At 36.4% G+C, this 18557-nt stretch carries 17 protein-coding genes; 5 read left to right on the plus strand and 12 right to left on the minus strand.

The window, feature by feature from the left end; genetic code table 11:
* Positions 1 to 206 precede the first annotated feature (206 nt).
* From BN67_RS12260 to BN67_RS10525, 5 genes are all read right to left on the minus strand, one after another.
* The gene (locus BN67_RS12260; protein ID WP_019224035.1) at positions 207 to 971 is read right to left on the minus strand and encodes a DUF1376 domain-containing protein; all 765 of its coding nucleotides are present in this window, start codon (positions 969 to 971) and stop codon (positions 207 to 209) included.
* Complete coding sequence (locus BN67_RS10510; protein WP_019224036.1) at positions 961 to 1329, minus strand: DUF1376 domain-containing protein; 369 nt, start codon at positions 1327 to 1329, stop codon at positions 961 to 963. Before BN67_RS10510 ends, BN67_RS12260 begins: the two co-directional genes overlap by 11 nt.
* A complete protein-coding gene (locus tag BN67_RS10515; protein ID WP_019224037.1) occupies positions 1319 to 1687 on the minus strand; it encodes a DUF1376 domain-containing protein in 369 nt (122 codons plus the stop codon). Before BN67_RS10515 ends, BN67_RS10510 begins: the two co-directional genes overlap by 11 nt.
* A complete protein-coding gene (locus BN67_RS10520; protein WP_019224038.1) occupies positions 1677 to 2153 on the minus strand; it encodes a crossover junction endodeoxyribonuclease RuvC in 477 nt (158 codons plus the stop codon). The genes BN67_RS10515 and BN67_RS10520 overlap by 11 nt, the downstream gene beginning before the upstream one ends.
* Positions 2154 to 2215: 62 nt before the next feature.
* Positions 2216 to 2743, minus strand: a complete 528-nt coding sequence (locus tag BN67_RS10525; protein ID WP_019224039.1) for a hypothetical protein — start codon at positions 2741 to 2743, stop codon at positions 2216 to 2218.
* A 535-nt stretch (positions 2744 to 3278) separates the two neighbouring features.
* Here BN67_RS10525 and BN67_RS10535 point away from each other — a divergent pair.
* The gene (locus tag BN67_RS10535; RefSeq protein ID WP_019224041.1) at positions 3279 to 3881 is read left to right on the plus strand and encodes a superoxide dismutase; all 603 of its coding nucleotides are present in this window, start codon (positions 3279 to 3281) and stop codon (positions 3879 to 3881) included.
* 84 nt (positions 3882 to 3965) lie between these two features.
* Here BN67_RS10535 and BN67_RS10540 read toward each other — a convergent pair whose 3' ends face one another.
* Positions 3966 to 6059, minus strand: a complete 2094-nt coding sequence (locus tag BN67_RS10540; protein ID WP_019224042.1) for a S9 family peptidase — start codon at positions 6057 to 6059, stop codon at positions 3966 to 3968.
* A gap of 683 nt (positions 6060 to 6742) precedes the next feature.
* Between BN67_RS10540 and BN67_RS10545 the strand changes: the two genes are divergently transcribed.
* Complete coding sequence (locus tag BN67_RS10545) at positions 6743 to 7180, plus strand: Ros/MucR family transcriptional regulator (RefSeq protein WP_019224043.1); 438 nt, start codon at positions 6743 to 6745, stop codon at positions 7178 to 7180.
* A gap of 99 nt (positions 7181 to 7279) precedes the next feature.
* Here BN67_RS10545 and BN67_RS10550 read toward each other — a convergent pair whose 3' ends face one another.
* Positions 7280 to 7690, minus strand: coding sequence for a SufE family protein (locus BN67_RS10550; protein ID WP_019224044.1), 411 nt, complete (start codon positions 7688 to 7690; stop codon positions 7280 to 7282).
* Positions 7691 to 7781: 91 nt separating this feature from the next.
* The gene (locus tag BN67_RS10555; RefSeq protein ID WP_019224045.1) at positions 7782 to 8150 is read right to left on the minus strand and encodes a DUF5330 domain-containing protein; all 369 of its coding nucleotides are present in this window, start codon (positions 8148 to 8150) and stop codon (positions 7782 to 7784) included.
* A 920-nt stretch (positions 8151 to 9070) separates the two neighbouring features.
* Between BN67_RS10555 and BN67_RS10560 the strand changes: the two genes are divergently transcribed.
* Positions 9071 to 9916, plus strand: a complete 846-nt coding sequence (locus tag BN67_RS10560; protein ID WP_026088287.1) for a peptidoglycan-binding protein — start codon at positions 9071 to 9073, stop codon at positions 9914 to 9916.
* A gap of 397 nt (positions 9917 to 10313) precedes the next feature.
* Here BN67_RS10560 and ppdK read toward each other — a convergent pair whose 3' ends face one another.
* From ppdK to BN67_RS10575, 3 genes are all read right to left on the minus strand, one after another.
* Positions 10314 to 12986, minus strand: coding sequence for a pyruvate, phosphate dikinase (gene ppdK / locus BN67_RS10565; RefSeq protein ID WP_019224047.1), 2673 nt, complete (start codon positions 12984 to 12986; stop codon positions 10314 to 10316).
* Between the two features lie 193 nt (positions 12987 to 13179).
* On the minus strand, positions 13180 to 13836 hold the full coding sequence (locus BN67_RS10570) for a DsbA family protein (RefSeq protein WP_019224048.1): 657 nt from the start codon (positions 13834 to 13836) through the stop codon (positions 13180 to 13182).
* Between the two features lie 84 nt (positions 13837 to 13920).
* The gene (locus tag BN67_RS10575; RefSeq protein ID WP_019224049.1) at positions 13921 to 14421 is read right to left on the minus strand and encodes a DUF721 domain-containing protein; all 501 of its coding nucleotides are present in this window, start codon (positions 14419 to 14421) and stop codon (positions 13921 to 13923) included.
* Positions 14422 to 14620: 199 nt separating this feature from the next.
* Here BN67_RS10575 and mutY point away from each other — a divergent pair, with 199 nt between their 5' ends.
* A complete protein-coding gene (gene mutY / locus BN67_RS10580; protein ID WP_019224050.1) occupies positions 14621 to 15676 on the plus strand; it encodes an A/G-specific adenine glycosylase in 1056 nt (351 codons plus the stop codon).
* A gap of 280 nt (positions 15677 to 15956) precedes the next feature.
* On the opposite strand, the gene BN67_RS10585 is transcribed toward mutY, so the two are convergent.
* Positions 15957 to 17093, minus strand: coding sequence for a site-specific DNA-methyltransferase (locus tag BN67_RS10585; RefSeq protein ID WP_019224051.1), 1137 nt, complete (start codon positions 17091 to 17093; stop codon positions 15957 to 15959).
* A 330-nt stretch (positions 17094 to 17423) separates the two neighbouring features.
* On the opposite strand from BN67_RS10585, the gene BN67_RS10590 reads away from it, so the two are divergent.
* Positions 17424 to 18125, plus strand: coding sequence for an HAD family hydrolase (locus BN67_RS10590; RefSeq protein ID WP_019224052.1), 702 nt, complete (start codon positions 17424 to 17426; stop codon positions 18123 to 18125).
* Positions 18126 to 18557: the final 432 nt, after the last annotated feature.

Raw genomic sequence — 18557 nt, forward strand, 5'->3', positions numbered from 1 at the left:
GTTGTGACAGCCCTTGGCACTTAAGACGGTTCATAAGAGCCATTTTTAGTCCTTTCTTATATAAATTTTATCCACACATTCATCCCACTTGTGAGGTGCAAGTGAGTAGTTTTGATTGATTCAACATAAACAGGTTTGGAATGAGAGAATCTTACAATATTCGGGGGTATGATTCAAGGTGAGAAACGATAAAAAACACTTATGAATCAATGTGTTGTCAGCCAATCCAGTTTGGTAGCGTTTGCTCCTGATTTGGAACTCCAGTAATCTCTAAACTTTGCAATCTCGACTTTCACACGTTCTGGAGGCAAACCCTCTTTAATCGCAAAATCAAAATCGGGTTCAAAGTCAGCAGGCAATCGACCGCCGCGATGAGCTTTGGACTGTTTTGTTTTTTTCAAAACATTTTTTTGCTCGTGAATGGGAGGGAGGTTTTCTGATGATATTTCGCTTTGCTCTGATACAAGCTCCAAAACCTGATCAGTGTTTTGATAAAAATCCTCATCAATTTCTTTTTTGTCTAAAACGATAGTTTTAGATTTTTTATTATATATGTGGTTGTGGTTAGCATCATTTCGCATCGAATCCGCATATGCGTCATTTTTATCTTTAGAATTTTCCCATCTAACTTTTGCTGATTGTGACGCTTTTGCCGATTTTTCTAAAGATTTATCTAGTTTCTCTTGACAGTCAGCAAGCTCTTCCTCAACGTCTAAACTCCACAAACGCCCATCTTCTAAACAAATAATCTTCTTATCGCGTATTAAAAACTCTAATGCTTTATTAAATATCTTTTTTGAACAACCCGCGCTATGTGCTAATTTGTCTTGATCATAAAAAATAGGCGCTCCATTTTTATGCATGTGCCATTTCAATGTAACGTATGTCGCTATTTGAAATGCTTTCATACCATTAGTTTCTGCAAGACAATCTGACGGAAAGCTGTGAACCCAAACCAACTTATTTGACATAATCTTTACCCTCCATGTCTTCATGCAAGGTAAGATTGTCTAAATCTTCATTAAAGCAGTCGAGGTCTTCTTCAATACTGTTGAGCTCTTTCGCAACCTCTGGATCCCATAAGCTCCCATCTTCTAAAACTATGATATATCCCGTATCTGTTAAAAGCTCCAACGCTTCCTTAAATTCCTCTACTGAGCAGTTGGATTCAAAAGCTAAAACATGAGAGTTATTTAAAATAGCTCCTCCAGTACGTAACATTTTTAAATGCAAGCGCACGTAAACATTAGTTTCCAGAGGAGGTAAATGAGCTATCTTTAGTAGCAAAATATTTGCAAAAAATCTTAACCGCGACAATTTAGTTTCCATAACGCCACCTTACTTGTTCATTGAGAGAGGTAAAATTGCCCATCTTTGTTTTGAGACTGTTCAGATCGTCTTCAAAGCTCTTGACCTCTTTCTCAACTTCTGAACTCCACAAACCGCCAGCATCTGTTTTAATCAGTCGACCGCTCGTGATTAAATACTCCACAACACCTGAAAACTTTCTCGTCGAGCAATTGCAAAAACGTGAAAGCATTCTAAAATCATCTTTAAGCGGTGCCTTCTTGTCATGCATACGTAAAAGGAGGGGCAAATAAATTCCCCTTTGCTCTGGTGTCATTTCATATGTATCGCTAATCCAATCATGAGGATAAAATCTTATCCAAGGCAATTTAATTGACATGTACCTTTCCCTTCTCTTGAATTATTAAATGTAAAATTGATAAAGCGTCTGCTTCATTATCGTCTTTAGGTGCATGCCCTTTTGCACGCATTGCACTCATCATCTCTTCTTTCGAGGCATTCCCCTTCCCCGTCGTCGCTTTCTTTATTGTGCAAACGGGGATACCTTCATAAGGAATTTGGTGGTGTTCACACCACGACGTTAATGTCGCTAGCAAACCACCATAAATACGAGCAGCGTCGGTACCTAAATGACGCCTCACTTCTTCAAAATAAACTTCATCAATGCCCCCTGCTGTCGACTTCATTTCTGAAAGCCATTGCTTAAAGCGTAAAAAACGCATGCCACCGCCTTCAAAACGACGGGGTTGGAAATGAATGGTACCACTGATGATATGCCCATCCCCACCGCGTATCACCCACCCAGTCTTTGTTCCTAAGTCCAAACAAAGAATCGTATTAATCACTGCACCGCTCCATACAAAATGTGTTTTATTGGGATATTTTTTTTCGAATTTAGGTAATACCGTCAATCCACAATAGTTTTTGAAGGTAAGAAATAGCGCTGCTGTTCTGCAGGACTTTTTTCAGCCAAATCAGCCCATGTCATTGGCTTTTTCCCCAATAAACAACATAATAAATCTTGCTCTCTATACCATTGATTGGATTCTGCAATTGTAACCGGATTTTTTGCCCCAAACCGCCTCATAAAATCCTGACAAATTGCAATTGCTTCCTTCTTTTTCTGTTCATCTCTCATCAATTGTTGCAATATCTCTTGCGATCTCTCATCAACATCTTTTTTTGCAACTGTACGAGCGTCTTTTTTAAAAAACTCTGTTACAAGTGCGCGAATACTTTCACGTTCTTGCAAGTCTTTAATTTTTTTATTATTTCCTGCTAACAGTTCACGCATTAACGTTTGGTGGCGCTCTATTATAGAATCTCGTCTTTTTATCGCTCGTCTAAGCATTATTATGCTTATAAAACTGGCACAAACCGCAAAAAACAAAAACAAATTAGCAATAACAGATCCAATAAGTGCAACTGCAACCATCTCTCTCTCCTCTCTTACTTTTCTTCTTGATATGCTCTCTTATCAGGTCGATCATCATGACCAATTTATTTTGTTTCGAATTCCATAAGGAAAAGAATACAGCAGGCAGCATGGGCTAGGTGTGAGCGACCACTTTCGCTAAACCGCCTCAATGTAACAGATGTTCTCATATAGAAAAGCAGAAGATGGTGCCAACTTGTTTATCAACGCTATGATAAAGACAGAGTTCCCTATACAAATAAAGCTGAAAATCATTTCATTGAAAATATTTTATGGAGTATTTTAAAAATATTTTCGGCAACAAAAATAATATCTGATAGCTGTTTAAATTTGCTTTTTATGTTTAAAAGGATATAAAAATTCGAGAGAAGCCATATTATATAAATTTGTGCTTTACTCAATGTGTATATCCAGACAAAATGATTATCGAAATTCATAAAGTCAAAAAGACATTCAGCATTTGCTTTTCAATGTTGTAAATGGCACATTAGATTTGTGGAGTAAGCTTAACAATTAGAAACGAGGAGACTTTTAAATGGCTTTTGAACTTGCCGCGTTGCCTTATGATTATGATGCCCTTTCGCCTTATATGTCACGTGAAACGCTTGAATATCACCATGATAAGCACCATCTCGCTTATCTTACCAATACCAATAATCTTATGAAAGATTTAGGCTTAGAAAATGAAAGCCTTGAAGGTATTATTAAAAAAAGTTTTGGACAAAATACTGGTTTGTTTAACAATGCAGCGCAATATTATAACCACAATCATTTTTGGCTTTGGATGAAAAAAGGCGGTGGGGGTAAGAAACTCCCTGAAAAATTAGCAAAAGCTATCGAAACTGATTTGGGCGGCTATGATAAATTTCGCGCTGACTTTATTGCTGCTGCCAGTACCCAATTTGGTTCTGGATGGGCATGGCTAGCTGTTAAAGATGGCAAACTCGAAATTATGAAAATGTCTAATGGTGAAAATCCTTTAATTCATAATGCTCAACCTATTCTAGGTGTCGATGTATGGGAACATTCTTATTACATTGATTATCGGAATGCGCGCCAGAAATATCTTGAAGCCTTCGTAGACAATTTAATTAATTGGGACTATGTTTTAGAGCTTTATGAAGAGTGTGGACTTTAAACCCTCTTAATCATTTTTAATCTTGCATAAAAGGCTCTGTAATACAATGGATTGCAAAGCCTTTTCAAAGAAGTGATATTTAAATTAACAAAGATTTTTTCCTACTGTTTTTAAGATGTATGCATAGATAAATGCAATTTCTTCTAACTTCGAAAAACGCCCAGCTGCACCAGCGTGACCTGAATCCATATTAATGCGTAATAAAACCGCATTATCGTCTGTTTTTAAGTCACGCAGTTTTGCTACCCATTTTGCAGGTTCCCAATAAGTGACACGGGGATCTGTTAATCCTGCGATGACAAGTATAGGAGGATAGTTTTGCGCTTTGACATTATCGTAAGGTGAATAGGAGGCAATAAGATTATAATCCTCTTGTGATTCAAGAGGATTTCCCCATTCAGGCCATTCTGGTGGTGTTAGAGGCAATGAAGCATCTAACATCGTTGTTAAAACATCAACAAAAGGTACACTCGCTACAATTCCAGCAAAATCCTGTGGCGCAATATTGGCAATAGCCCCCATCAACATCCCTCCTGCCGATCCACCGTAAGCGATTAGTCTGTCATGAGCTGTAAATTTATTGCTTACAAGATAACGTCCACAAGCAATAAAATCTGTAAATGTATTGTATTTGAAAAGATGTTTTCCTTTCTCATACCATTCAACTCCTTTTTCTTTTCCCCCACGAATATGAGCAATCGCATAAATAAAACCTCTGTTGACCAAAGAAAGGACATCACTATTAAAACGAGCAGGAGTAGAAATTCCATATGCACCATAACCATAAAGCAAACAAGGTGCACTCCCATCAAGAGCCGTGGTTTTGTGATAAAACAGTGAAATAGGAACTATCTCGCCATCATCTGCTATTGCTGTAATACGTCGTGTTATATATTGATCTTTGTTATGCCCTGAAGGAATGATTTTTGTTTTTAAAAGCGTTCGTTTTCGGCTTTTCATCTCATAGTCAAACACTTGATCAGGCGTTGTCATTGATGAATAGGAAAAGCGAATAGTTCGACTGTTATACTCTGCAGCACCTTGTAAGACTAAAGAATAAGCCTCTTCTGTAAAAGCAATAAAATGAACTTTTCCTGTGGCACGCTCCATCACTTTTATACGGGGAAGCCCTTCAACACATTCAAGCCAGATCAGAAAATCTTGATAAGCATCATGGGATAATATCAAATGTCCAGACTGATGTGGCACAAATTCTGACCAATTTTCTGATTGTGGAGATCTGTATGGTGCTACCATAATTTTAAAATCTTTTGCACTATCTAAATTCGTCAGAATATAAAAAACATCGTCACCCTCTGTAAGCGAATATTCGATACCTTTTTCTCGCTTCCGAACACATTGGGGCAATGTGAAAGGGGCGTCAGCAGGAATTAACCAGATTTCTGACGTTTCGTGATCATGAATATTAATATAAATAACGTTATTAAGCTTAGAACCACTGACATATAAGAAAAAACCTGGATCATCTTCACGAAAAATAAGCTTATCTTGCGATTGATCCGTATTTAACCGATGATAATAGAGCTCTGAAGGTCGATGGTTTTCATCCATCTTCGTATAGAAAAAACCTTCAGATTTTGCATCCCACACAATCTGTCCAGATGTATCCGTAATTGTGTCCATACAATCAGACAATGTTTCCAAATTACGAATTTTAATTTTGTAGAATTCTGAACCTTTGTCATCATAGGTCCATACAACATGTGTATGATCTGGAGATTCTTCAACTGAACCAAAATTAAAATATTCTTTACCTTCAGCCAAACTGTCACCATTAAGATAAACGCTTTTTTCTCTTCCATCCCTTAGTGTTCTAAAATAATGTGGCTGTTGACCTCCCATAACATAAGAAAATCCATATGCAAAAGGGCCGTGTTTTATAGGAACAGAACTATCATTTTCTTGGATTCTGCTTTTCATTTCGGTAAAAAGTATATCCTGTAATAATTTTGTATCGGCCATTTGAGCAGACTGATAAGCATTTTCTTTTTCAAGATGATTTCGAATATTTTCATCAAGATAATCGGGATTTTTAAAAACTTCTTGCCAATTAGAGGCACGTAACCAATGATAGGGATCATCACGAGAAATGCCGTGATATGTCTCTTGATGAACAACTTTCAATGCTTTTGGAGGAATGACGGAAGAGCGGGGCATGTACGATCCTATGTTTAAAATGTTAATAGCTTCGTTTATATGTTAGAATCATGCCGCTTATGCAAGTGCATAAATCTGCAAGTGCCATTCACTTTTCAAAATATAACTGCAATAACTCTCACAATGATGCTCTATATTTTCGTTTATTATAGTTATTTTAAAAAATAATTTTTAAACAAATAATTAATTTCATTATATATAATTTATTATTAATAATAAATTATATATAATCTTAACGAAATATAGTATATTTTAATTTAAAACTTAAAAAATTAAGTTTGATTAAATTATTTTACAATAAATTAATATTTATATAAATTCAAAATTATTAATAAATAATTGTAAATTTAGAGCTGTAATTTATCCATATATTTTATTTTTATTTAACCAATTATCATTATATTTTCGATATAAATATATATTTTTAGAATATATTAATACTATAATTATAATTTATTTTATAGAAACAAATCATCCTTTCAATGGGAAAAAAGCGGGGACTTCTTGCCATATATTATGATCAAAAAAAGGTATTTATTTGATTTTTTTGTGTTTTGGCGATTTTATAGAATAATTGAATTGACAAAAAAGATTTTTGTACAATATGAGATTTGTATGCATGAGCTCTCTATTATGAGTATACATGCCAATTATATCTCTATTTTAAGTTAAAGGAAACAAGAATGGAACATCCTCCAGTCTTAGAGACTGAAAGCAATTTAGTTATTACATTGGTTGCTGATATTGTTGCTGCCTACGTGAGTAATAATTCGATTCGGCCGACTGAAGTACCAAGTTTGATTGCTGATGTTCATGCCGCTTTTCGTAAAGCAGGAAATGTAGAACTAACAGAGGTTGAAGTTGAAAAGCAAAGGCCTGCTGTGAACCCAAAGCGCTCAATATTTCCAGATTATCTCATATGCCTTGAAGATGGAAAAAAGTTTAAATCTTTAAAGCGTCATCTTATGACACATTATGGAATGTTGCCTGAAGAATATCGTGAAAAGTGGCAGTTAGACAGTTCTTATCCTATGGTTGCACCGAATTACGCAAAAGCACGCTCAGCTTTGGCGAAAGAAATGGGACTTGGGCGTAAAAGTAAGCAGAAGAAAAGCAAGTAATTGTATTCTTGAAAAAGCGCTCATCTCTCGTATATAAAAATATTTTCTGGTAGATATATTTTGCAAGGGAGTCTTGTATAATTTTTCCTGTAAGAGTTTTTATACATGGCTCTCATTACGAATCCGTTCGATCATCGATTTAAGACCATTTGATCGTTGTGGTGTAAGGTTTTCGTTTAAACCGAGTCTTTCGAAGAGTCCTTCAGCATCAGCATTGCGAATTTCAGAAGCTTTTTTTCCTGAATAGAAAGCAAGAAGGATGTAGATAAGCCCGCGTACAATATGTGCATCAGAATCACCTTGAAATGTTATTGTTGGATTGTCTGCATTACTACGTGATGATAAAAGCCATACTTGGCTTACGCACCCAGGTACTTTGTGAGAATCATTTCGCGCACTCTCCGGAAAAGGTGGTAATTCATGGCCAAGTTCAATTACATAACGATAACGATCTTCCCAATTATCCAGAAAAGAAAAATTTTCTATAATCTCATCAATCGTTTCCGTCATAATCTTAGTCCTGTCTTCTTTTGATAATCACGTTGTATGCATTTGCTCGAAAGATAAATGCTGATGACAACGATGAGCGTTAAAATTTATTTCAAGGTAAGGTTGTATGTTTTTGCACGGGCTCTTGTGTTCCCGTATTAGGTGTTACATTTTGGGATTCTTCCATATTTTTGTTACTGAGTATACGCCCCAAATATTCGTAAGCTACTCTTGCACCATAATATGCACGCTCACTAAGTGAACTTAAAAAGGACCTTCCAATTTTGCAGCTTTCCACATTACGATCACAGAATGTTCCTAAATCATTTAAAGTTTCTTTCAAAGCAATAATCACGTCACTTGTTGTTGTACTCTCTCTTGGTGAAGAAAAATGATTACTACTCGGCCTTTCTACAAAAAGTGAAACAATAACAAAAACAACAAACAAAAAGAATGATAATTTAATCAAAAAACGTATCATGGGCAATTAGTTTACCGCAATTGTAAAAAACAAAAACACTATCCTATATCTTTCTTCTTTATAAGAAATTTATAAAATTTGTATTTTATGAAATTGAGTATCTGTTTATTATACCATTTATGATGTAGCCGCGCAAAAACAAGACGCATTATTTTTCATTTAAAAATTCATATCAAAACTGCACAGTCAAAAAAATATTGAAAATATGTGCGCTTATATTCTCACTGCATATCAATGAGAAAAAATGATAGATCATAAATACAGCAAAATGTAAGGGATACGATATGGTACAATACAGGTAGAAATGCTCTGTTTGATAAAAAAGCACCGATGTAAAATGATAAAAATTAAGCAGCGCTTTCATTCTCTTAGCAGATTTTTTTTAATTACTTCCACTGACCTTTATGAAAGATATTTATTAAATATGAGGAGAGTGAATTTATACAAAAAGAGATATTGTCTTGAAAGACAATGATATTCACCATGATTTTATGGAATATACCCCTCGATACATATGAGATCTTTGAAAGACTGTACATACACTATCAGCTCTGCCATATAATTAAGGAAACGTATTTTCATTTGATTTCGAAGATGCGCGTAAAAAATGAGGAAATGATATAACACTTTCAGTTTGGATGATGATATATGATACGATAACTCGTAAATCTTGAAAAAATGGTATCTAGTGGGAATCTCTTTTATATATATTAAAATTGCATAATATGAAATCAAATAAATTGGATGATTCCCATTGCTCATTTGTTAGCTTATGTATTGCTATAATGATTTTACTTATTTTAATAATTTATAAGAAAAGAGTTGTAATATAAATACATCTCCTCTCTCGCTAAATGAAAAATAATTTGTATTCGTTTTTGTGTAAAAAACAATTGCAATTGGAAATAAAAATTAAATTAATGACAAAAAAACAAAAAAGCAGTAGAACAAAAAACGTAAAAAAGCGTAAATATTATAAGAGTATTGTTATAACCTTACTTCTTATGAGTTGTCATTTTATTTTTTGGATAACGAGAACACTTTATTTTTATACAAAGAAAAATACTTTTTTGTCCATTGGATCCTTTCTTTTTATAATTGGTTTTGGAGTTGTTTCATTTAATGCTTTATTTTTACAAACGGCAATTCATCACAATGTCTTTACTAAAATGAAGTTCACATTTTTTCCCGCAATAAAAGAAAACTCTCCCCTGCTTTCTAGGGAAGAAAAACTTCATGCAGCTTCTCCTGCTGCTGCTATGCCTTCTCAAAGCCATCTACGCAAAAGCTCATCTTCACACTCTCTGTCAGAAAACACACTAAAAATGCAAAAGGAGTTAGCAAAACTAGGATTTTATGATGGTCCTTTAGACGGAATTGAAGGGCCTAAAATGCGTCGTGCTATAGCCTTATGGAAACAACCAACCAATCCTGAAATACAAAAGAATACCTTGCCAAACTCTACAACCGATGAAATTGCAGCATTAATTCAGCAGAGCGAAATGGAAAAAACACATGAAACAAAAAAGATAAAAGATCCATTACTCTCAAAAGAAACCGTTTTAACGCCTCCCATTGTAGATATTACACAAGTGCAAAAGGCTTTACGCATTTTTGGTCATCCAGAGGTCGTTATCACAGGTGTAGAAGACCAAAAAACAATAGAAGCCTTAAAACAGTTTCAAAAAATGTTTGATCTTCCTAGAACAGGTAAGGTTGATCACACAGTTGTGATGAAAATGCGTGAAGTTGGTTTGTTGAACTAAAGGCAACTATCGATTTTATAAAGCAAAAACTGAACACATAGCAATAATCTGTATTCTGCCTTTGACCCGTAAATATATTAATCTTCCCATGCATATCATGCATAGTATATCGTGAAAGCTTTTCTTTTAGCGAAAGAAATAAAAAGCAGACATCATTTACTTTGCATAACAAATTTAAAATAGTAATTTATAAAAAACCATCTATCGTTTTTACAATTCAAGTGAGCCCCCATACAAAAAGCGCTCCTATTTTCATCCTATTATCATGAGTCATACATACTTGTACGCTACAAGAAGAATAAGCCTATGGATAAAATACTTGAGAAAGAAGCATAAACCTTTTGTGAACCATATCAATGCAAAAAGAGCAACGAAAGACATCGCAATTTCTATGTTTTTACTCTATGCTTTTATTTGCAATTGCCGACTGTGCTGCAGCTAAACGTGCAATGGGCACCCGAAAAGGAGAACATGAAACATAATCTAAATCATTTTCTTCACACAAAGCAATAGAAGCAGGATCTCCTCCGTGTTCACCACAAATTCCTAATTTGATTTTTTCACGCTGTAAACGACCACGCTGTGCAGCAATAGAAATAAGCTCTCCTACTCCATCACGGTCAATGGATACAAAAGGATCTTGCTCTAAAAGCCCTTTTTGGAAATATGTTGCCAAAAAGGGAGCAGCGTCATCACGTGAAATTCCAAAAGTGGTTTGCGTCAAATCATTTGTTCCAAATGAAAAAAATTCAGCTGTTTGCGCAATTTCATCAGCCCGAAGAGCTGCTCTTGGAAGTTCAATCATCGTCCCTACCATATACTGAATATTACTTCCTTTTTCCTTCATCACTTCACGCGCGACCTGATCAATACGCACTTTTATAAAATCAAGTTCAGATTTAAGTGCAACAAGCGGCACCATAATTTCAAGCATAACAGGAGATCCAGATTTTTGAGCAGCCTCTGCTGCTGCCTCAAAAATAGCCCGCGCCTGCATTTCTGCGATTTCAGGATAAGTAATCGCTAAACGGCATCCTCGTAATCCAAGCATAGGGTTAAACTCATGCAACTGCTGTGCACGTTCAGAAAGAACATCAGCAGAAACACCCATAACGGTTGCAACCTCAAGAATTTCTGCCTCTGTTTTTGGCAAAAACTCATGCAATGGTGGATCCAACAAACGGATAGTAACAGGTAAACCACTCATAATTTCAAACAATTCACTAAAGTCTGAGCGCTGCATCGGCAGTAGCTTATCCAATGCCTTACGACGACCACTTTCATCATGGCTTAAAATCATTTCACGCATAGCAACAATACGTTCACCGGAAAAAAACATATGCTCGGTACGGCAAAGCCCAATACCTTCAGCTCCAAAGGAACGCCCCATACGGGCATCAGCAGGTGTTTCTGCATTGGCGCGAACTCTTATACGCCGCATTTCATCAGCCCACTCCATCAATGTTGCAAAATCTCCACAAAGCTCCGGTTGCAACATTGCAACCTTCCCTTTTAAAATTTCTCCGCTTCCACCATCAATCGTAATGATATCACCTTGTTGAAAACTCTGCCCTGCAACAAACATTGTGTTGGTGTTATAATCAATACGCACACTACCAGCACCAGAAATACAGGGCTTTCCCATACCACGAGCAACAACAGCAGCATGACTTGTCATACCACCGCGCGTTGTTAAAATTCCTTCTGCAGCGTGCATACCGTGGATATCTTCTGGACTTGTTTCAACACGCGCCAAAATAACTTTACGTCCTTCTGCAGAGGCCGTTTCCGCCTCTTCTGAAGTAAAAACAATTTCACCCGTTGCAGCCCCCGGCGAAGCAGGTAAACCGCGTGCAAGAACAAAACGTGCTGCTTTTGGATCAAGTGTCGGATGTAAAAGCTGGTCAAGCGATTTTGCCTCAATGCGCATTACCGCCTCTTCACGGCTTATTAAGCCCTCTTCAACCATTTCCGTAGCCATCTTTAAAGCCGCACGAGCCGTTCGCTTCCCTGAACGGGTCTGCAACATCCACAATTTCCCTTTTTCAATTGTAAATTCGAGGTCTTGCATATCTCGATAATGCAACTCAAGCTTCTGCGCAATCTGACACAACTTCAAAAAAGCCTCTGGCATAATCTTTTCTAAAGATGGCTTATTTGAACCTGCAACAATACGTGCATTTTCTGTAATATTTTGGGGCGTTCGAATGCCTGCTACCACATCCTCTCCCTGTGCATCCACTAAAAATTCACCGTAAAGCTCTTTTTGCCCGGTCGATGGATTGCGTGTAAAAGCAACACCCGTTGCCGAATCTTCACCCATATTGCCAAAAACCATAGCTTGCACATTCACTGCGGTTCCCCAATTTTCAGGGATATTATGTAAACGGCGATAGGTAATAGCACGTGCCGTCATCCAACTTGAAAAAACAGCACCAATCGCCCCCCACAACTGTTGTTCAGGATCTTGTGGAAATGGCTTTCCTAATTTTTTTTCAACATATGCTTTATAGGAAGTAATAACATCTTTCCAATTATCTGCTGTCATTTCCGTGTCAATAGTATAACCATTGCGTGCTTTTGACTCGTCAAGAATCTCTTCAAAACATGAATGATCTAATCCCAAAACAACATTAGAATACATTTGAATAAAACGACGATAACTGTCATAAGCAAAACGCTCATTATTCGCTTGTAAAGCAATGGCTTTCACAGTTTTATCATTCATGCCAAGATTGAGTACTGTATCCATCATCCCTGGCATAGAAGCCCTTGCACCTGAGCGAACAGAAAGCAAAAGTGGCATTTTTTCATTACCAAACGCACGTCCGGTTTGTTCACCAACACGTCTTAGTGCTTGCTTAACAAGGTTGTGTAGATCTTCTGGATATGATTTGTCATGTGCATAATAAAAGTTACAAACTTCTGTTGTCAGAGTAAACCCCGGAGGAACTGGCAAGCCAAGATTACTCATTTCCGCCAAATTCGCCCCTTTTCCACCGAGAAGATTGCGTTTGCTTACACTTCCTTCTGCACTGCCATCTCCAAAACTATAAACCCATTTTGTCATCGCACAAGTCCTCTCATATCAGCATCAAAATTCGCTCTTCGCTTAATCATCACAGGCAATGATTCGCTTTATAACTGGAATTTGCTTTGTAACTGGTCAAACAGAAAAAATGTTGTTCCAATAATATACAAAACCAATCCTCCCATTCGGGAAATGATCACAAATATCAATACCTATCTTCTGTAAGGAAAATTTAGTTTTTAAGAAAACTATCAATCACCAAAAAGAAAGATTCTACTGACATAGCACCTTCATATTTATTGCCATTGATAAAGAAAGTAGGTGTTGCTGTGACACCAAGTTCTTTACCACGCTCAAAAGAAGCATTTACTTCATCTAAAATAGTCTGATTTTTCAAACAAGCTTTGAAACTTTCATCTGTAAAATTCGCCATTAAACTAATTTTCTTCAACGCTGTTAAAATATCTTGTCCCCAAACCCACTCATGCTGCTTTTGAAATAAAACTTCTATCATAGGGAAATAACGATCTTCTGGTGCACATCGTGCCAACATGAAACCTGCTGTTGCCCTTGGATCAAAAGCATATTCCCGAAAAATAAGTTTCACCTTTCCTGTTTTGATATATTTTTTACGAATTTTGGGAAGCACATCATTATAAAAATGCGCACAATGAATACATGTTAACGAGGCATATTCAACAATCGTTACTGGTGCATTTGCCTCTCCCTCAAACCGATCTTTTACCTTTCCTAGTCGAAGAACCTCAGCCATATCAACAGTTGAAGCTGGTTTTGAACCACTAGCGGCAGTGGCAGTTGCACCCATTTGTACAGTTGCCATTAAAAGAAAAATAATCCCGAAAGACAAAAAAGAACGATATTTCATCATAAATAATACTTTTCTGTTGTTATTAAACGAATAAAAACCTGACACTTTGTTATATATTTAGAGAAAAATGTATAAACTCTCTTGCTATTTATTATTTTTTTCTGCGAAAATGCAACAACCAAGTTGATAAAGTGATTGCCGTAAATTTGTATTTTCAATTCCCTCAAGCATTTTTTCTACATGTTTTTTGTCTTTTTCATTCGGAGAGCACTTCGTTGGCAAATGATTCGTAAGAACCGGTATGCTCCTTTGCTCAATCTTTATACGCTCAATAGCGATATAGCCAAAAAAAGCATTAATTCTATGAAGCAATTCATCTGTTTCGTGCATTAATTTTAAAGCAGTAAACCCTTCACATGCTACAACAAATGTCGCAGGTTGGAAAGTCTCATCTGGACTCGTGTGGCGCTTCCAAATAATTTTAAGCGGTATTGTGTTTTCCCCAATGTCACGACCTGCAATCTCTATCCAATGCTCTATGAGTGCCACATTTAGTCCTGTCCGTTTACATAAAACCGGATCAAGTATTTTGGAGACCACCTCAGAAAGAGAATAAAAATAGCGCTTTTTAAATTGTTTGCCCATTTTTTTTAATTATTATCAAACCATACTTAAATTATAACATTTTTTTTCATATCTAAACTCTTTCTTCAAAAACCAATCAAATATCAACAAAGCTTATTTTTCCCCAATCATAGCCCCTATCATAATAGCAAAAAATATGAATTGCAGAGTAAATGCTTTTTCTTTTGCATTTTATATTTCTCTATGATTGAAAATAAGCATGCATGAATTTTCCTTACACCTTCTTTCTTGGTACGATGAGAAACATCGAAACTTACCATGGCGGATTACCCCTGAAGAGAAAAAACAAGGAATATGTCCTGATCCCTATCGCGTTTGGCTTTCTGAAATCATGCTTCAACAAACAACTGTCGAAGCTGTTAAACCTTATTTTCAAAAATTTCTGCAGCTTTGGCCTGATCTTTCTTCTTTAGCAAAAGCCTCACAAGATGATGTTATGAAAGCATGGGCTGGTCTTGGCTATTATTCACGTGCACGTAATCTTAAAAACTGTGCTAGGCAGCTTATTGAAAACTATGGAGGCCAATTTCCACAATCCGTAAAAGCATTGCGCACCCTATCGGGGATTGGAGACTACACTGCCGCAGCCATTGCCGCAATTGCTTTTAATCATCCCGTAGCCGTTGTTGATAGTAATGTTGAGCGCGTAGTAACCCGCTTATTTGCTATAACTTCAATATTACCAAAAGCAAAAACTGAAATTAAAGAAAAAACACAAGAAATCACCTCTTTAAACCGTCCTGGCGACTTTGCTCAAGCAATGATGGATCTGGGTGCAACCATTTGTACACCACGGAAACCCTCTTGTTCCCTCTGCCCTCTTCAAAGTTTGTGTAGAGCAGCTAAAATGCAAAAAACAGAGGACTTTCCAGTCAAAGCCCCAAAAAAAGAACGCCCTTCAAAAACTGGTACCGCCTTTATTATCCTTAATGAAAAGGAGCAAATTTATTTAGAAAAACGACATGGCAAAAAACTTCTCGGTGGAATGACTCAAATTCCTAACTCTATTGGAAAAAACAGTGAAAACGCTCTCCAACATGCCCCTTTTACCGCTCATTGGCAATTCAAAGGACAAATTACCCATATTTTTACCCACTTTTCTCTGAAACTCGACATTTACTCCACCAACAATGCTCACAAAATGAAATGCGAAAATGGATGGTGGTGCGACATCCAACACCTTTCCCAAGAAGCTCTTCCCACGGTTATGAAAAAAGCCATTTCCGTAGTAATTCCTCATTCTTTTAAAAAATAATGCCCATCATCGATGAAATTCATTTTCTGGTTTCATGTGCACATGTTTCATTTTTCATAAAAGCAGTGCTCACCATAATCCCTCAATCTTGCAACCTGAATAAGTTTCTGATATGATGAGAATTGCTCATTTCTGCTCCTCTTATGATATATTAAACATTCACTTGTACATCATACAAAGTAAGCAAAAAAGTTCTAAGATAAAGCAGCAATTTCTCTTTACCCATCGTTTGGCGGCAAGTTCAGTATAACATTGAAAGCGGACAAATATATAACTTAGGTTATAGAACACCTGTTTTTAACATTTGTGAACGTATTATCGCTCGTAAGTCATCTATGGATTTCAACTTCCCGTTTTCCTCATAATACCAAAAGGTCCAACCATTACAGCTTTGTGAATCTTGAGCTTTTCGCCCCATTGCATGAATAGAACCAGCTTCACCACCATGCATGATCGTGCCATCGGCCCTTACAATAGCGGATACTTGCTTCTTGCGATCATAAAGAACTTCTCCTGGGTTGAGTAAACCAGCTTCAAGCAAACTGTTGAATGCGACGCGCGGCTCTGCTTTTTTTCTATCTAAAATTGCCAATTCTGGTTCGTCTAAAGGTTTAACCGCAGCAATCCTCTCACATGCCGCATCAATATAATTTTGCTCGCGTTCAATACCAACAAAATCACGCCCCAAAAGTTTGGCAACAGCACCTGTGGTTCCCGAACCAAAAAACGGATCAAGAATAACATCACCAGGTTTACTAGAAGCCATAATAATACGGGCTAATAATGCTTGTGGTTTTTGTGTTGGATGCAACTTACGCCCTGTCTCATCTTTTAAACGTTCAACACCAGTGCAGAGAGGGAAAAGCCAATCGGAACGCATTTGTAAATCTTCATTTGCAGCTTTTAGGGCATCATAATTAAATGTGTACTTTTTATCCTTTTGGTCTCGAACAGCCCAAATAAGTGTCTCATGAGCATTTTGGAAACGACGCCCGCGAAAATTAGGCATGGGATTATTTTTGCGCCAAATAATATCATTAAGCATCCAAAAACCTAGATCTTGTAATGCCGTACCAACCCGAAAAATATTATGATAAGATCCAATAACCCAAAGCGTTCCATTGGGTTTTAACACACGACGACAAGCAAGCAACCATGCACGCGTAAAGGCATCATAAGCAGCAAAATTTTCAAACTGATCCCACGCATCATCAACAGCATCAACAAGCGAATAATCGGGGCGATATAAACTACCATCCAATTGCAAGTTATAAGGAGGATCTGCAAAGATCATATCAACAGAATGTTTTGGCAGTTTTTCCAGGACTGCTACACAATCTCCTTTGAAAATTTTATTGCGCCATAGTGTTTGTGAGGAAGTACCAGCAAAATCTTTTTGAATCTTAATAACTGTCATGAAAAACCCAACAAAATGAACTGACTTACCCTATAATCAATATTGTTTATAGGCCCGCATTACCAATTCATCTTTACAAAATAGAGTAAACGTATCGTTAAACTTCTGCAAAATTGATGTTGTTTTTACTCTTTCAAGCAAAGTAAAGAAATTTCATACCAAAAACCTCTTATTGTTCTTCCCTTTACCCTCCTATTCACATATCCTTTTTGCATAAAGCAAATAAGAATCATTTTGGAAATATTTTGTATCTATGAATTTGTATCTATGAAATAGAGTCTTCATTCATGCCAGCTCTTACGCTATAAATAACCCATAAAGGAATATCTAATGCCTCAAATAGATCTCATTATTTTTGATTGTGATGGAGTTTTGGTAGATTCTGAATATCTCGCAGCAAAAATTGGATCTCAATTACTTAAACAAACAGGATATGAAATATCACCCGAAGAATTGAGTGAGCATTATGCAGGTTTAATTTTTACTGATATTCTTAAAAAAATTGAACAAGAAACAGGAAAACCAATTTCTGCTCATCTCATAGATCAAATGTCAAATCTTTTTCGAGCACAAATAAAAACTGAATTACGTGCTATCGATGGCATAAGGGAAGTTTTAGAAACCATTCAAACGCGTTATCCCTACTGCATTTGTTCTAATGCAAAAAGCGTAAATATAGAAGAGATGCTCACTACCGTTGATCTTTATGATTTCTTTGATGGAAAAAATAAAGTATTTTCTGCCTCTGAAGTTGGAACGAAGAAAACGAAACCAGCCCCTGATGTTTTTCTTTTTGCTGCACAAAAATTACATGTAGATCCGAAAAACACTATTGTGATAGAAGATTCACTTCATGGCGTACATGCTGCGTCAGCAGCAGGTATGCGTGTCATCGGCTTTACGGGAGGGGCACATAGTTATCTTGGCCACTCTAATGCACTTGCAGAAGCTGGTGCTGAAACGGTTATCGCCAAACACGCGCATTTAAGAGAAGTTTTAGAAGCAATGGCAGTGTGGCAAGATTTATCATAAAAAGATTTGCACACCTTTTCATTAATAAATTCTTTTAATGTATTTTTACTAAAATACTCTTCCTTCTATAAAAATATATTTATGAGAGGCTAATAATTTGATTATGTAGATTACTTATGGCAAATAATCCATAATGATCTTATCATAATTCACAAAGCTCTTCCCTCTATGCCATTGAAGCTTTGTTTTATATAAAAATGATACATTTCCTGTACCCCTAATATAAACACAATTATAAACTGTGCTCTCATTTCAGAAGCAACCATAATAGATACAATGATAACTAGATTAAAATTGGAATAGCTTTTTTAAAGCTCTCTCACAGAAACTTTGGACATAAATAAAACTTTACCCCCAAATTTAGTCTTTCAATATTGAAATAACTAGGAGTTTCATAACCTCTTTGAATGCTAAGAGAGATGTTAGCATAAA

This window comes from Bartonella rattaustraliani AUST/NH4 (genome assembly GCF_000312565.1).
Taxonomy (GTDB): domain Bacteria; phylum Pseudomonadota; class Alphaproteobacteria; order Rhizobiales; family Rhizobiaceae; genus Bartonella; species Bartonella rattaustraliani.

What these genes read in the sequence shown, in the direction of transcription:
- BN67_RS10525 (WP_019224039.1), bottom strand. Translation starts at nt 2,743, where the DNA reads ATGGTTGCAGTTGCACTTATTGGATCTGTTATTGCTAATTTGTTTTTG.
- BN67_RS10560 (WP_026088287.1), top strand. Translation starts at nt 9,071, where the DNA reads ATGACAAAAAAACAAAAAAGCAGTAGAACAAAAAACGTAAAAAAGCGT.
- BN67_RS10575 (WP_019224049.1), bottom strand. Translation starts at nt 14,421, where the DNA reads ATGGGCAAACAATTTAAAAAGCGCTATTTTTATTCTCTTTCTGAGGTG.
- BN67_RS10550 (WP_019224044.1), bottom strand. Translation starts at nt 7,690, where the DNA reads ATGACGGAAACGATTGATGAGATTATAGAAAATTTTTCTTTTCTGGAT.
- BN67_RS10590 (WP_019224052.1), top strand. Translation starts at nt 17,424, where the DNA reads ATGCCTCAAATAGATCTCATTATTTTTGATTGTGATGGAGTTTTGGTA.
- BN67_RS10545 (WP_019224043.1), top strand. Translation starts at nt 6,743, where the DNA reads ATGGAACATCCTCCAGTCTTAGAGACTGAAAGCAATTTAGTTATTACA.
- BN67_RS10570 (WP_019224048.1), bottom strand. Translation starts at nt 13,836, where the DNA reads ATGATGAAATATCGTTCTTTTTTGTCTTTCGGGATTATTTTTCTTTTA.
- BN67_RS12260 (WP_019224035.1), bottom strand. Translation starts at nt 971, where the DNA reads ATGTCAAATAAGTTGGTTTGGGTTCACAGCTTTCCGTCAGATTGTCTT.
- BN67_RS10540 (WP_019224042.1), bottom strand. Translation starts at nt 6,059, where the DNA reads ATGCCCCGCTCTTCCGTCATTCCTCCAAAAGCATTGAAAGTTGTTCAT.
- BN67_RS10555 (WP_019224045.1), bottom strand. Translation starts at nt 8,150, where the DNA reads ATGATACGTTTTTTGATTAAATTATCATTCTTTTTGTTTGTTGTTTTT.
- BN67_RS10585 (WP_019224051.1), bottom strand. Translation starts at nt 17,093, where the DNA reads ATGACAGTTATTAAGATTCAAAAAGATTTTGCTGGTACTTCCTCACAA.
- BN67_RS10510 (WP_019224036.1), bottom strand. Translation starts at nt 1,329, where the DNA reads ATGGAAACTAAATTGTCGCGGTTAAGATTTTTTGCAAATATTTTGCTA.
- ppdK (WP_019224047.1), bottom strand. Translation starts at nt 12,986, where the DNA reads ATGACAAAATGGGTTTATAGTTTTGGAGATGGCAGTGCAGAAGGAAGT.
- mutY (WP_019224050.1), top strand. Translation starts at nt 14,621, where the DNA reads ATGCATGAATTTTCCTTACACCTTCTTTCTTGGTACGATGAGAAACAT.
- BN67_RS10535 (WP_019224041.1), top strand. Translation starts at nt 3,279, where the DNA reads ATGGCTTTTGAACTTGCCGCGTTGCCTTATGATTATGATGCCCTTTCG.
- BN67_RS10515 (WP_019224037.1), bottom strand. Translation starts at nt 1,687, where the DNA reads ATGTCAATTAAATTGCCTTGGATAAGATTTTATCCTCATGATTGGATT.